We start from the raw sequence: 14469 nt of genomic DNA, 5'->3' as shown, positions 1-14469 counted from the left end.
GCCTCACCTCCCAAGCCACCAGCTTGCCCTAACCGGTGGCCCTCCTGTGATACGCACGCAGCACGTCCAAGTGAAGTCCAGTCGCCTGGGTGACCTCCTCAGCCGTCGCCGCACCGCAGTCCACGCTACGCAACAACGACGCTGAAAGTGCCTGCGCCGTCGCTGGTTCGTCAAGTAGTCCACTGGAGGCACGCTGCGCGTACGCGGCCAGTCGCCGAGCGTCACTCTCCAGGCATTCCCGGTAGTACCCGAACACGGCGGCGTACCGGGACACGAGTTGGCCGGGGTGCATGTCCCAGCCCTGGTAGAAACCGTGCTCCAGGGACCGCCGCACCAGTCCGTAGTGGATTCGCCACGCCGCCAGCACCTGCGAGGTGTCCCCGACGGGCAGGACGTTGCACGATCCGTCCGACAGCCGTACGCCCGTCCCGGCCGCGGACACCTGCATCACGTGCCGCGCGAAGTCGCACGCGTGGTGCGCGAGGTTCTGTTGCGCGGCGCCGAGGCCGACCGCGGCGGTGTAGTCGTACGTCCCGAAGTGCAGGCCGACCACGCGCTCGCCGCCGGCCGCGACCAACGCGGGGATGGCCAGCCGCCCTTCCGCATCCACAATGGACTGGGTGGTCTCCACCTGGATCTCGAACGTCAGCGATCCGTCCGGCCAGCCCAGCCGCTGCTCGAGCACGGCCAGCAGTTCGGCGAAGACCTCGACCTGTTCGGGCGTCGTGACCTTGGGAAACGTGATCACGAAGCCGGGCGGCGGGTCCTGGAGGGTTTCCAGGAAGATGTCGAGCGTGCGGATGCCGCGAGCACGCAGCGCGGGCGTGTCGAACGACTTGATCCGCAGGCCGGACGAGAACGGCGCGATCGCTTCCGCGTGCCAGTGGACCAGGCAACCCGCCGCGTAGCGGGCGTCGTCGTCCTCGGTCGCGGGCGCGCCGTAGCCGTCCTCGAAGTCGATCCGCAGGTCTTCCACGGGTTCGGCCGCCAGTTTGGCCTTCACCCGCGCGGCGAGGTCCTTGGACAGGTCGAAGCCGTGCTCGTCGAACGCGGCAAGCGCTTGCTCGCCCCAGTCACGCGGAGTGGTCGGCGTGATCTGGGACGCGGGCACGTAACACGTGTGCACCGGCTGGCGCCCGCCCCGGCCGCCGGGGTACCGCGCCGCCCGCCGCTCGTCCACTTCGGACAGGCGAGCGGTGAGCGACGCGATCGTCGGTCCGTCGAGGATCATGAGATCCTCTCGTACGCGGGCAGCGTCAGGAAGTCCACGAACTCGTCGGCCAGTGCGACCTGGTCGAACAGTCCGGCCGCCTCGTCGAGATGCGGCAGGCCCGCCAGCTCCTTGCGGGTCTCAGCGAGAACCTCGCGCACCAGATCAGCGGTCACCGTCGAGCCGTTGTCCAGTTCGACGCCGTTGTGCACCCACTGCCATACCTGAGCACGGGAGATCTCGGCGGTCGCCGCGTCCTCCATGAGGTTGTGGATGGCCGCCGCGCCGTTGCCGCCCAGCCAGGACGCGATGTACCGCACGCCGACGTCGACAGCCGCCCGCAGCCCCGCTTCGGTCGCACTGCCCGGGGTCGCGGCGACGTTGAGCAGGTCGTCCGCGCTCACCGAGACCTCGTCACGGGTCTTGTCGAGCTGGTTGGGCCTGTCTCCCAGCACGCCGTCGAAGACCTCCTGACACACCGGGACCAGGTCGGGATGCGCGACCCACGAGCCGTCGAACCCGTCGCCGGCCTCCCGGCTCTTGTCGGCACGGACCTTGGCCAGGGCTTGCGCGGTGACCTCGGGGTCACGGCGGTTCGGGATGAACGCGGCCATCCCGCCCATCGCGAACGCGCCACGCTTGTGGCACGTACGCACGAGCAGTTCGGTGTAGGAACGCATGAACGGCGCGGTCATGGTGACCGAGTTGCGGTCCGGCAGCACAAACCCGGCACCCGCGTCGCGGAAGTACTTGATCACGCTGAACAGGTAGTCCCAGCGGCCCGCGTTCAGGCCGGAGGCGTGGTCCCGCAGCTCGTAGAGGATCTCCTCCATCTCGAACGCGGCCGGGATGGTCTCGATCAGCACGGTCGCGCGGACGGTGCCGTGCGGGATGCCCAGCTCGCGCTGCGCGTGCGTGAACACGTCGTTCCACAGCCGCGCCTCAAGGTGGCTTTCCATCTTGGGCAGGTAGAAGTACGGCCCGCTGCCGCGGTCGAGCAGCTCTTTCGCGTTGTGGAAGAAGTACAGGCCGAAGTCGACCAGCGCGCCGACCGCGGGCCTGCCGTCGAACTCGAGGTTGCGCTCGTCGAGGTGCCAGCCGCGCGGGCGCATCACGATCGTCGCGTGCTTGCCCGGCTTGAGCTTGTACTCCTTGCCCTCCGGAGTGGTCAGCTCGATCGTCTCGCGCACCGCGTCGTACAGGTTGACCTGGCCGCTGACCACGTTGTCCCAGTGCGGGGTGTTGGCGTCCTCCAGGTCGGCCAGCCAGACCCTGGCACCCGAGTTGAGGGCGTTGATCGCCATCTTGCGTTCGGTCGGGCCGGTGATCTCGACCCTGCGGTCGGTCAGGTCGGCAGGCGCGGCGGCGACGCGCCAGTCGGACTCGCGGATCTCCGCGGTCTCCGGCAGGAAGTCCAGACGCCCGGTCCGGGCGGCTTCGGCACGGCGTTCAGCCCGCTTGGCCAGCAGTTCGTCTCGTCGGGCACCGAACGCCCTGTGCAGGCCCGCAAGGAACTCCCGGGCCGCAGGCGTCAGGATCCGATCAGAATCGGACAAGGGAAGACTCCTTTCTTCTGCTTTCCGGACTATAATTTTTGGATAGCGGAACTTCAACGTGACGGGAGGCGGCATTGGCCCCGGGGACCAACGGCGGTGTGCAGTCTCTGCAACGCGCTTTCGACCTGCTGGAAGGCCTGGCGGACGCGGGCGGCGAGGCCAGCCTGTCCGAGCTGGCGGCGACGTCCGGGCTGCCCATGCCCACCATCCACCGCCTGATCAGGACCCTGGTCACGCTCGGCTACGTCCGTCAGCACCCGAACCGGCGCTACGCGCTGGGTTCCCGGCTGATCCGGCTCGGCGAGAACGCGGGGCGGCAGTTCGGCACCTGGGCCCGTCCGCTGCTGGCAGAACTGGTCGACGAGGTCGGCGAGACGGCGAACCTGGCGGTGCTCGAGCACGACGAGGTCGTCTACGTCGCCCAGGCGCCGTCCCGGCACTCGATGCGGATGTTCACCGAGGTCGGCCGTCGCCTGCTGCCGCACGGAACCGGTGTGGGCAAAGCGATGCTGTCCCAGATGCCGCAGCAGGAAGTCCGTGAGCTGCTCAAGCGCACGGGGATGCCCGCGTACACGCCGAACACCTTCCGCGACCCCGACCTGCTGCTGATGCACCTCGCCGAGATCGCCAACCGCGGCTACGCCATCGACGAGAGCGAGCAGGAGATCGGGGTCCGGTGCATCGCCGTGCCGGTCAAGGGCACACCGAGCCCGGCCGCGATCTCCGTGTCCGGCCCGGAAGGCCGGTTGACCGACGAGGTCGTGCACAAGGTCGCCCCGATCGTGCAGCGCATCGCCGAGGCGATCGCGGACACGGTCCATGCCCGCACCACCTCATGACAGCCAGCACCTGATCTGCAGAAACCCTTGCGGCGGCGCGGTTTACATGGGCAGGGCGCCGTCCGCGAGGTTCCCGTTGACACACCGCGCCGACCCGAGGACGAAGGCACTGGGAGCCTGCCTGGCCTCACCGCATCGCCAGGGGAATTTCGGGGTGCAGCAATGGTCGACACGGGGTGCCGGAATGGTCGACACGGGGTGCCGGAATGGTGGACACGGGGTGGGGGCGGTTGAGCCTCGTATCAACCGATCGGTGGATGCCCGCACCCACCGCGTCAAGCCCTTGGCATGGCCGCGCAGTCGATTCGACGCACCCCGGCCCGGCGGCACGCTTTTCGCATGGCAATCATCGAGGTGAACGGCCTCGTCAAACGCTACGGCGAACACACCGCGGTCAACGGGGTCAGCTTCGCCGTCGAGCAGGGCGAGATCTTCGGCATCCTGGGTCCCAACGGGGCGGGCAAGACCACGACCGTCGAGTGCGTCGAGGGACTGCGCAGCCCGGACGGCGGCGCGATCCGTGTCTGCGGCATCGACCCGCAACGCGACAGCGGTGAACTGCGGCAACTGCTCGGCGCGCAGCTGCAACAGAGTGAGCTGCCCGAAAAGCTCAAGGTCCGCGAGGCGATGGAGCTCTACAGCTCCTTCTACCGCGCGCCCGCCGACTGGCGGGACCTGATCGACACGCTCGGCCTCACCGCCAAGCTCGACACCCAGTTCCGGCAGCTGTCCGGTGGGCAGAAGCAACGGCTGTCGATCGCGCTCGCCCTCGTCGGTGGTCCGAAGGTGGCGGTGCTCGACGAACTGACCACCGGCCTGGACCCGCAGGCCCGCCGCGACACCTGGGACCTCATCGAGCAGGTCCGCCACCGAGGCGTGACGATCATGCTGGTCACGCACTTCATGGAAGAAGCCGAGCGGCTCTGCGACCGGCTGGCCGTGATCGACTCCGGCAGGCTGGTCGCGCTCGACTCCCCGGCTGGGCTGGTCGCCCGGGTCGACGACCGGCAGCGCATCCGGTTCCAGCCGTCCGCGCCGCTGGACCACGCGGTGCTGACCGCGTTGCCCGAAGTCACGTCGGTCGAGCGGGCCGGCAGCCAGCTCGTCGTGACCGGCACCGGGAACCTGCTGCTCGCCGTGACCGCCGTGCTGGCCCGCAACCAGGTCATCGCGGCCGGCCTGCGGGTCGAGCAGACCACATTGGACGACGCGTTCGTCGCGCTCACCGGCCGTTCCATCGACTCCTGAGGAGCCTTCTCGTGTCCGCACTCGCCCGGCTCACCGCCACCGAGACCAAACTGTTCTTCCGTGAGCCGATCATGGCGTTCTTCGCGCTCGCGTTCCCGCCGATCCTGCTCGTCGTCTTCGGCCTGATCCCCGCGATGCGCGAACCCGATCCGGACCTCGGCGGCCTGCGTGCGATCAACGCCTACGTACCGATCATCATCGCGATGACCCTCGCCCTGTTCGCGCTCACCAGCCTGTCCCAGCTGTTCGCCACCTACCGGGAGAAGGGTGTGCTGCGACGCATGCGGACCACCCCGGTCAAGCCCTGGGTCATGCTCGGCGCGCAACTGCTGATGGCCACGATCCTGTCCCTGGCGACGACGCTGGTCGTGCTGGCCATCGGCCGTCTCGCCCTCGACGTGAACCTGCCGCTGCGACTGCCTGCCTACCTGATCAGCTACGTGCTGGCGGCGTTGGCGATGTTCGCGGTCGGGCTGCTCGTCGCCTCGCTCGCGCCGACCGGCAAAAGCGCGAGCGCGATCGGCACCCTGGTGTTCTTCCCGATCGTGTTCTTCGCCGGTCTCTGGCTGCCCCGTGCGGGCATGAACGACGTCCTGCGCACGATCAGCGACTTCACGCCGTTGGGCGCGGGCGTGCAATCATTGCAGGACAGCACAGCCGGTCAGTGGCCACAACCGCTGCACGTGGCCGTCATGCTGGGGTGGACGATCGTGGCCGGTGGACTGGCCGCGCGGTACTTCCGCTGGGAGTAGGTCGTGAGCATAGAGGCCGAGCTGCGGGCGGAGTTCGACCGCGCGGAACGCCGGGAGCTGGCAGTCCTGAAGGTCCTGCCGTACGTCCTGCTGTCGATCAGCACCCTCATCACGCTGCTGCAACCGATCTGGGGCGTGCCGGTGCACGTCCCAGCGGTCCTCGGGCTCACGCTCGCGACCACGGTCTGGACGGTCTGGTTCTACACCCTGCACCCGCAATGGCACGAGAACCACTCCCTGATGGGGGTGTACTACGCGGGGCTGACGGTGCTCGGTGCCGGCCTTGTCGCGCTGGCGCCCTGGTACGGCCTCTTCACCTTCATCGGCTACCCCTTGGCGTTCCTACTGCTGAAGCATCTTTGGCGATACGTCGGCGTCGCCGCCACGGCGACGATCGCGTCCGCGTCGTACATGGGCGGCTTGACCAACATCAAGGCCGACAACTGGTGGGGCTGGCTGGGCCTCTCCGTGCTCGTCACGGTGCTGGCCGGGTCGTTCTTCCGCTTCGCCGAGCTGGGCGAGCAGCGCAACCAGAAGCAGAAGATGGCGCTCACCGAGTTGCACGAGGCCAACGTGAAGCTGGAGGCGGCGCTGGTGGAGAACGCGGGCCTGCACGCCCAGCTGCTCGTCCAGGCCCGCGAGGCCGGCGTGCTCGACGAACGGCAACGGATGGCCCGGGAGATCCACGACACCCTGGCCCAGGGCCTGGCCGGGGTGCTCACCCAGCTCCAGGCCGCGGAACAGACGGCCGACGAGCCGCGGACGTGGCGACGGCACGTGACCAACGCGATGAACCTGGCCCGTGAGAGCCTGGTCGAGGCCCGCCGGACCGTGCACGCGGTGGAACCGCAGGTGCTCGCCGAAGCCCGGCTCCCGGACGCGATCAGCGACGTGACCCGGCGCTGGTCGGAGGTGAACCGCATCGACGCGGTGCTGACCACCACCGGCGACCCGCGGCCGATGCACGCCGACGTCGAGGTGACCCTGCTGCGGGCGGCGCAGGAGGCGCTCGCCAACGTGGCCAAGCACGCCAAGGCCAGCCGCGTCGGCCTGACTCTGTCGTACATGGAGGACATGGTGACGCTGGACGTGCGTGACGACGGCGTGGGTTTCCAGCCCGATGCCAAGCGGGCCAACGGTTCCGCTGACGGTGGCTTCGGGCTCGCCGGGATGCGGCAGCGGGTGCGGCGCCTCGCCGGACGGCTCGACATCGAGTCGGAGCCGGGTGGCGGCACCGCGATCTCGGCCTCCGTGCCCGCGATCCCGGCCGAGGGTGTGCGGTGATCTCCGTTCTGGTCGTGGACGACCACCCGGTGGTGCGGGACGGGCTGCGTGGGATGTTCAGCGCCGATCCGCGCTTCGAGGTGCTCGGCGAGGCCGGTGACGGCGCGGAGGCCATCGCCGCCGGGGAGAAGCTGCGGCCCGACGTGATCCTGATGGATCTGCGCATGCCGACGACCGACGGGGTCACGGCGATCAAGGAACTGGCGAAACGTGGGGTGCCGTCCCGTGTGCTGGTGCTGACCACGTACGACACCGACAGCGATGTGCTGCCCGCCATCGAAGCCGGTGCCACCGGCTACCTGCTGAAGGACGCGCCACGCGAGGAGCTGTTCCGCGCGGTGGAGGCAGCGGCACGGGGACAGGCCGTGCTGTCGCCCGCTGTCGCGACCCGGCTGATGGGCCAGATGCGCCAGCCCGCTTCGGAACCGCTGTCGCAGCGTGAACTGGAAGTCCTCGAACTGATCGCCCAGGGCCGGACGAACCGGGAGGCGGCCAGGCAGCTGTTCATCAGCGAGGCGACCGTCAAGACGCATCTGCTGCACGTGTACGCGAAGCTGGGCGTCAACGACCGGGCGGCCGCCGTGGCCACCGCGTTCTCCCGCGGTTATCTGACGCCGGGCGGCCCGAAGTAGCTGGACGAACTTTTTACATTCAGCGTCCGACAAATCTCACAGCACATTACGCCGAACAGCGTCTTGAGCGGCGGTTCCCATTTTTGCCATCCGCCCTGACCTGTGGTTTCATCACGAGCTCACAGCGAATTAACACAAAAAACCGCGTTGCGGAAGCTTTTTGGGACATCGCGCAAAAGTGGGACCCGCTTGCCGGTGGGGCCTGAGAATCAGCGGTCTGGGGGGTATGCCTTTTTAGCCTGGAGGGGCACAACCGCATGACTCGAAGAAGACACCGGTTGGCAGGCGGGGGGATCGCGTTCGCGGTCGCCCTCAGCCTGGTGACCGTCACTCCACAGGTGGCCGGCGCCGATCCCGGCCCGGAGTGGTCACCGAAGTCCGAGAAGTCCATCCCGGTGACGACGATCCCCGCGCAACCCGCCGGGCCGGACGCGGCAGACGAGAAGGCACTCAAGGGTTCGCCCAAGGTGCAGTGGCCCACGCCGTCCGTCACCGAGGTTCCGCTGGGCGCCCAGCAGCGCGCCGCGGCGGCGGGACCGATCCGCGTGGCACGCAAGAACACCGCGGCGCGGGTGGCCGCGGACGACAACACCGTGGTCAAGGTCGAGGTTCTGCCCAAGCGGCTGGACGGGCCCGCGTTCCGGCTCACCGGCGCGGCCGACGAGGAACTGGAAGTCGCCGTCGACTACTCCGGTTTCCGCGACGCGTTCGGCGGTGACTGGGCCAACCGCCTCAAGCTCGCCGTCCTGCCGGACTGCGCGCTCACCACGCCGGATGCCGGTGACTGCCAGCCGAAGACCCTGGCCACGCGCAACGACGGCGGCGGCACGCTGACCGCGGACGTCAAGCCCGGCGCCAACCAGCTGTTCGCGGTCACCGCGGGTCCATCGTCGGGCGCCGGTGACTTCCAGGCGTCCTCGCTGTCGCCGGGAGCCACGTGGTCGTCCGGCGCCTCGTCCGGTGACTTCTCGTGGCAGTACGAGATGGAAGCGCCGCCCGCGGTGGACGGGCCCGAGCCGGAGCTGGAGCTGTCCTACTCCTCCGGTTCGGTGGACGCGCACACGTCGGCCACGAACAACCAGCCGAGCTGGATCGGCGAGGGCTTCGACCTCGACCCGGGCGGCTACATCGAGCGCCGGTACGCCAGCTGTTCCACCGACACCAAGGACAGCAACAACACCAAGAAGACCGGTGACCTGTGCTGGCGCACCGACAACGCCACGCTGCAACTCAACGGCAGCGGCGGCGAGCTCGTCCGCGACGACACCACCGGCGTGTGGCGGCTGCGCAGCGACGACGGGTCGAAGATCGAACGCTTGTCCGGCAAGGACAACGGCGACAACAACGGCGAAGCGTGGAAGATCACGACCAAGGACGGCACCCAGTACTTCTTCGGGCTCAACAAGCTGCCCGGCTGGGCCACCGGCAAGCAGACCACGAACTCCACGTGGACGGCCCCGGTCTTCGGCAACCACAGCGGCGAGGACTGCTACAAGGCGGGCTCGTTCGACACCTCGTGGTGCCAGCAGGCGTGGCGCTGGAACCTCGACTACGTCGTGGATGTCAACGGCAACACGATGAGCTACTTCTACAAGACCGAGACCAACAGGTACGCCCGCAACATGACCTCCACCAAGGTCAGCTCGTACGTGCGGGACGGTTACCTCGAGCGGATCGACTACGGCCAGAAGGACGGCGAGGTCTACACCACGCCGGCGATCGGCCAGGTCTCGTTCACCGTCGCCGACCGGTGCATCCCCGGCACCGAGTGCGTCACCAGCAAGCCGGAGAACTGGCCGGACACACCACTGGACCAGGAGTGCACCAGCACGACCAACTGCGGCACGAAGTACACGCCGACGTTCTGGTCGCGCAAGCGGCTGGCGAAGATCACCACGAAGGTGTGGAACAGCACCACGTTCAAGAACGTCGACGAGTGGGCGTTCACGCACACGTTCCCGGCGCCCGGTGACGGCACCAGGGCGGGGCTGTGGCTGGCGTCGATCAAGCGGACCGGTCTGGTCGGCGGCACCATGAGCCTGCCCGAGGTGAACTTCGACGGCGTGCAGATGCCCAACCGGGTGGACGGCATCGAGGGCATCCCGCCGATGAACTGGTGGCGGCTCAAGGCGATCCGGACCGAGACCGGTGGCGAGATCGCGGTGAACTACCTGCCCAAGGAGTGCGCCGCGCCGGGCAACCTGCCGGTGGAGGACAACAACTCCAAACGCTGCCACCCGTTGAAGTGGACGCCGGACTCGCTGGACGACCTGGCCAAGGAACGCTTCGACTGGTTCCACAAGTACGTGGTCGCCGACGTGACCGAGAAGGACCTGACCACCGGTCTGGCCCCGCAGGTCACCGAGATGAAGTACCTCGGCGCCCCGGCATGGCACCACGACGAGGAGGACGGCCTGATCCCGGCCGAGCGCAAGTCGTGGTCGCAGTGGCGTGGGTACGACCGCGTCCAGACGATCAAGGGCCAGCCGGGCGGCGAGCGGGAACAGACCGAAACGCTCTTCTTCCGCGGCATGGACGAGGACAAGACGGCCACCGGCGGCGTGAAGGACGTCAAGGTGGTCGACTCCAACGGCGTCGCGGTCGAGGACAGCAACGAACTCGCGGGCGCCGAGCGGGAGAAGATCACCTACGACAAGGTCGGCGGCAAGGTCACCGAACGGGCCATCAACGACCAGTGGGTGTCCGCGCCGACCGCCACCCGGGTCCGCAGCTGGGGCACCACCAGGGCCCGCAGGACGGGTGAGTCGGCGGTCCGGCAGACGGAGGTCCACCCGGACGGCACGCAGTTCAAGTCGGGAGCCAACAACTTCTTCGACGCGAATGGCCTGCTGGTGCGGACCGAGAACCTGCACGACCTGGCCAACCCGAACGACGACACGTGCACCCGGTACAGCTACACGCAGAACCCGCAGACGTACGTCCTGGACGTGGAGTACCAGGAGGAGACGGTCCGGGTCGCGTGTGACAAGACGCCGAACCTGCCTGCGGACCTGGTCGACATCGAGCGCACGTACTACGACGAGAACGAAACCCTTGGCGCGCCACCGGTTCGTGGCGAGCCGACCCGTCGTGACGAGCTGAACGGCTGGGCCAACGGCGCACCGGTCTTCAAGACCGTCGGCCGTACCAAGTACGACACCTACGGCCGTCCGATCGAGGCGTCGGACGTGTTCGGCAAGAAGAGCACGACGAAGTTCGAGTCCAGTGTGGGCGGTGCGCTGACCAAGGTCACCACCACCAACCCGCTCGGGCACACGTCGAGCACCGAGTACGAGCCCGCGTGGGGCGAGCCGACCGCGATCACCGACACCAACGGCAAGCGCACCGAGAAGGTCTTCGACCCGCTCGGCCGTGTGACCAAGTCGTGGCTGCCGGGCCGGGACCGTTCGCTGAGCCCCAGCACCGAACACAGCTACCTGGTGCGCACCAACGGACCCAACGCGGTCATCAACAAGACGTTGCAGCCCGACGGCCAGTACGTCACGGACATCGATCTGCTCGACGGCCAGATGCGTCAACGGCAGTCGCAGGACCCCGCGCCGGGCGGCGGTCGTGTCATCACCGACACGATCTACGACTCGCGTGGTCTTGAGATCAAGACGAACGGCCCGTACTACAACGACGCTCCGCCCGGCACCGACGTGGTCACGCCGGACGAAGCGATGTTGCCCGCGCAGACCCTGTTCGAGTACGACGGCGAGAACCGGCTGAAGGCCGAGATCTTCAAGGTCGAGGGCGTCGAGAAGTGGCGGACCACGCACTCGTACTCGGGCAACCGCTACGACATCGATCCGCCGGACGGGGCCACCCCGACCAGCAAGATCATGGACGCCGAGGGCAGGCTCGTCGAGCTGCGGCAGTACAAGGGCTCGTCGCCGACCGGGGAGTACGACAAGACGACGTACACCTACACCCCGCACGGTCAGCTGGAGACCATCACCGACCCGGCGGGCAACGTCTGGCGGCACGAGTACGACCTGCTCGGCCGTGAGATCAAGACGACCGACCCGGACCGTGGCGTCACCGAGTTCACCTATGACGACGGTGACCAGGTCGCCACGAAGAAGGACGCCAAGGGCAACGTGCTGGCGTTCGCGTACGACGCCATCGGCCGCAACACCGCGATCCACGAGGGTTCGCTGGCCGGGCCGAAGCGTGCCGAGTGGACGTTCGACAAGCTGTCGGACGGGACCGCCGTTCCCGGCGTTCCGGTCTCGTCGACGCGGTACATCGACGGCCACGCGTACACCCAGACGGTGACCGGCGTCGACTCCGGCAACCGGCCGACCGGGATGAGCCTCACGATCCCGGCGGTGGAAGGGAAACTGGCCGGTACGTACAAGTTCTCGACCACCTACCGGCAGGACGGTGACATCGCCACGGCGACGATGCCGGCCGCGGGCGGACTGGCCGAGGAGACGCTGACCTACGGCTACAACAGCCTGGGTCTGCCGACCACGTTGTCCGGCAAGACGACGTACGTCACCAACACCACTTACACCCCGTACTCGGAGCCGCAGCAGGTCACGCTGTCCGCGGGTGGCAAGTGGGTCAAGCGGTCCGCCGAGTACGAGATCGGCACCCGGCGGCTGCTGCGGGCCGTGACCGAGCGCGAGACGCCCGGCCGGATGGTGGCCAACTCGTCGTTCACCTACGACCCGGCGGGCAACATCACCCGGATCCGCAACCAGCCGGGCGCGGACACCGGGGAAGCGGCCGACACCCAGTGTTTCCAGCACGACTACCTGCGCCGGATGACCGGTGCGTGGACGCCGCGCGACGGGAACTGTGCCACGCCACCGAGTTCGGCGAACCTCGGCGGCCCGGCGCCGTACTGGCACGGGTGGACCTACGACAAGGTCGGCAACCGGACCAGCGAGACCAAGGTGACACCGGACGGCAAGACGACGTCCAGTGTGTACACCTACCCGGAGCCCGGCCAGGCCCGTCCGCACGCCGTGCAGAAGGTGACCACGACCGGGCCGTCCGGCACGAAGGTCGACGACTACGGCTACGACGCGAACGGCAACACCACCGCTCGTAAGGGTCAGACCCTGGAGTGGGACCTCGAAGGCCAGCTGACCAAGGTCACCGAGGGCTCGAAGGTGACGTCGTACGTGTACGACGCGGACGGCGAACGCCTGATCCGTCGTGACAGCAGCGGAACCACGTTGTACCTCGGCACGACCGAGGTCCTGCTCACGCCCGCGGGCGTGGCTCAGGGCACGCGGCACTACGTGCACGACGACGAGACCGTCGCGGTCCGTACCTCGGACGGCAAGCTGCACTGGTTGGACCCCAACCACGTCGGCACCGCCGAGCTGTCGATCGACGCGGACACGCAGGAAGTGACGCGGCGGCGGACCGACCCGTTCGGCTCCGTGCGCGGCACCGCTCCGGCGTCGTGGCCGAGCCAGCAGGGGTTCGTCGGCGGCACGATCGATGCCGACACCGGGCTGACCCAGCTCGGTGAACGCGCGTACGACCCGTCGACAGGCAAGTTCGTCTCAGCCGACCCGGAGATCGACTACGCCGAGCCGCAGCAGATGAACGCGTACGCGTACGCCAACAACAACCCGACCACCTACGCCGACCCCGACGGCCGGTTCTGGGTGATCGTGGCCAGGGTCGTGGCGACCAAGGTCCTTGTGCCCGTGCTGAAACGGTACGTGGTGCCGGTGCTCAAACGTGTCATGGTCTGGGTCGGCAAGAAGATCGTGAGCGGCATCGCCTGGCTGGCCAAGAAGATCGGCATCAAATGGGTGCAAGTCTCCCGATGGGTGACCGTGATGGTGGTCAAGACGGTCCGGGTCTGGGTCCCCAAGATCGTCAAACAGATCAAGAAGTCCAGGATCTGGAAGGAAGCCAAGAAGAAGATCGCCAAATGGATAGGCAAGAAGAACGTCCAGCGCATCAAGAAGGCGGTCCAGAAGGTCAAACGGGTCTGGAAGAAGATCAAGGAGCGGGTCAAGAAGAAGCGGCAGGAGCCGAAGAAACCGCGCAAGAAGCAGAAGGCGAAGAAGCGCGACCCCAGGCCGGACCTCGTCGCGACCGGCAAGAACACCACCGTCGGGCCGCAGGTCAACCCGAGACGTGCCGGTAAGGACTTCGAACTCGACGGCGACGACGTGCTGCCCCAGCCGAACAAGGACGGCGAGCACCTCGGGCACTCCACGTTCGACAACGAGGAGGCACTGGCCCGCAACACCAGCGGTGGTGCGATGTGGCGGCTGCCGAAGGACGCGCAACTGCCCGAAGGCCTCGACTGGGTCAACGACAACGACCCGCCGGGCCACTACACGATCTACGCGACCCGCCGGATGAAGTTCAGCGAGTACAAGGCGAAGATCGAAGGGCTGCCGTGGGAGTATGTGAAGAAGGTCAAGAGCACGAAACCCAAGGGATGAGCAGTGGACAAAGCTGACAAGGCGTGGAAGGCGCTTGAGCGGGCCACTGCGTCCTACCGGGAAGCCGGTGACGCGGTGCTGGCCGGTGCCGACCCGGTGGAGACGCTCCGGGCGATCTTCGCGTCGGGCCGCAGCCACCACACCGCGGTGCGGCTGATCGGGGATCGTGCGGCCGACCGGCCGGAACTCGTTCAGGCACTGTTGCCCGAGCTGTTCGACACGGCACTCGGCGAATCTCCGATCGCCGCTCGTGCCAGGTACATCCTGGCCGGGCTGCGGGCTGACATGCGCGACCCGCAACTGGAAGCGCTGGCGTCACGGGAGATCGCCGATCCGGACCCCGACCGGTGGGAGGAGCTCCGCGCCCTCGCGGTGCTGCTCGAACAGGTCGGCCGGCTGGACATCCTCGAGTTCCTGAAGGATGCCGTCCGGGACTCGCCTGAGGAGGCCCTCCGCTGGATCGCGGAGGACTTCCCGCAGTACAGCTGAAACAACCTCGTGAGTGTTTGTCCGGGTTCTA

At 67.9% G+C, this 14469-nt stretch carries 9 protein-coding genes; 7 read left to right on the top strand and 2 right to left on the bottom strand.

Annotation, left to right across the window (positions count from 1 at the left end):
- Positions 1-28: 28 nt before the first annotated feature.
- Positions 29-1231: a DUF6986 family protein gene (locus GC106_RS34755; RefSeq protein ID WP_173139379.1), complete on the bottom strand. Its 1203-nt coding sequence runs from the start codon at positions 1229-1231 to the stop codon at positions 29-31.
- Complete coding sequence (gene aceB / locus GC106_RS34750; protein WP_246367502.1) at positions 1228-2766, bottom strand: malate synthase A; 1539 nt, start codon at positions 2764-2766, stop codon at positions 1228-1230. Before aceB ends, GC106_RS34755 begins: the two co-directional genes overlap by 4 nt.
- A gap of 98 nt (positions 2767-2864) precedes the next feature.
- Between aceB and GC106_RS34745 the strand changes: the two genes are divergently transcribed.
- The 7 genes from GC106_RS34745 to GC106_RS34715 all read left to right on the top strand — a co-directional run bounded on the left by GC106_RS34745 (position 2865) and on the right by GC106_RS34715 (position 14438).
- Positions 2865-3605: an IclR family transcriptional regulator gene (locus tag GC106_RS34745; RefSeq protein ID WP_376777793.1), complete on the top strand. Its 741-nt coding sequence runs from the start codon at positions 2865-2867 to the stop codon at positions 3603-3605.
- 339 nt (positions 3606-3944) lie between these two features.
- The gene (locus GC106_RS34740; protein WP_173139374.1) at positions 3945-4853 is read left to right on the top strand and encodes an ABC transporter ATP-binding protein; all 909 of its coding nucleotides are present in this window, start codon (positions 3945-3947) and stop codon (positions 4851-4853) included.
- An 11-nt stretch (positions 4854-4864) separates the two neighbouring features.
- Positions 4865-5605 carry an ABC transporter permease gene (locus GC106_RS34735; protein ID WP_173139373.1) on the top strand — a complete coding sequence of 247 codons (741 nt, stop codon included), beginning with the start codon at positions 4865-4867 and terminating at the stop codon, positions 5603-5605.
- Positions 5606-5608: 3 nt separating this feature from the next.
- Positions 5609-6889 (top strand): sensor histidine kinase, encoded by a 1281-nt coding sequence (locus GC106_RS34730; protein ID WP_173139372.1) that lies wholly within the window; start codon positions 5609-5611, stop codon positions 6887-6889.
- Entirely contained in the window at positions 6886-7521 is a 636-nt protein-coding gene (locus GC106_RS34725; RefSeq protein WP_173139371.1) for a response regulator, read from the top strand. The genes GC106_RS34730 and GC106_RS34725 overlap by 4 nt, the downstream gene beginning before the upstream one ends.
- A gap of 257 nt (positions 7522-7778) precedes the next feature.
- Positions 7779-13949: an RHS repeat domain-containing protein gene (locus GC106_RS34720; protein WP_173139370.1), complete on the top strand. Its 6171-nt coding sequence runs from the start codon at positions 7779-7781 to the stop codon at positions 13947-13949.
- 3 nt (positions 13950-13952) lie between these two features.
- Entirely contained in the window at positions 13953-14438 is a 486-nt protein-coding gene (locus tag GC106_RS34715; RefSeq protein WP_173139369.1) for a tetratricopeptide repeat protein, read from the top strand.
- The last annotated feature ends 31 nt before the right edge of the window (positions 14439-14469 follow it).

Origin of the sequence: Kibdelosporangium persicum (assembly GCF_013280595.1) — a bacterium.
GTDB classification, from domain to species: domain Bacteria; phylum Actinomycetota; class Actinomycetes; order Mycobacteriales; family Pseudonocardiaceae; genus Kibdelosporangium; species Kibdelosporangium persicum.
The sequence above is the reverse complement of the archived record's forward strand: the minus strand, read 5'-3'. Positions and strand labels throughout refer to the sequence as shown.

Excerpts from the sequence above, each read along its gene's own strand:
- GC106_RS34740 (WP_173139374.1), top strand. The coding sequence starts at position 3,945 with ATGGCAATCATCGAGGTGAACGGCCTCGTCAAACGCTACGGCGAACAC.
- GC106_RS34720 (WP_173139370.1), top strand. The coding sequence starts at position 7,779 with ATGACTCGAAGAAGACACCGGTTGGCAGGCGGGGGGATCGCGTTCGCG.
- GC106_RS34755 (WP_173139379.1), bottom strand. The coding sequence starts at position 1,231 with ATGATCCTCGACGGACCGACGATCGCGTCGCTCACCGCTCGCCTGTCC.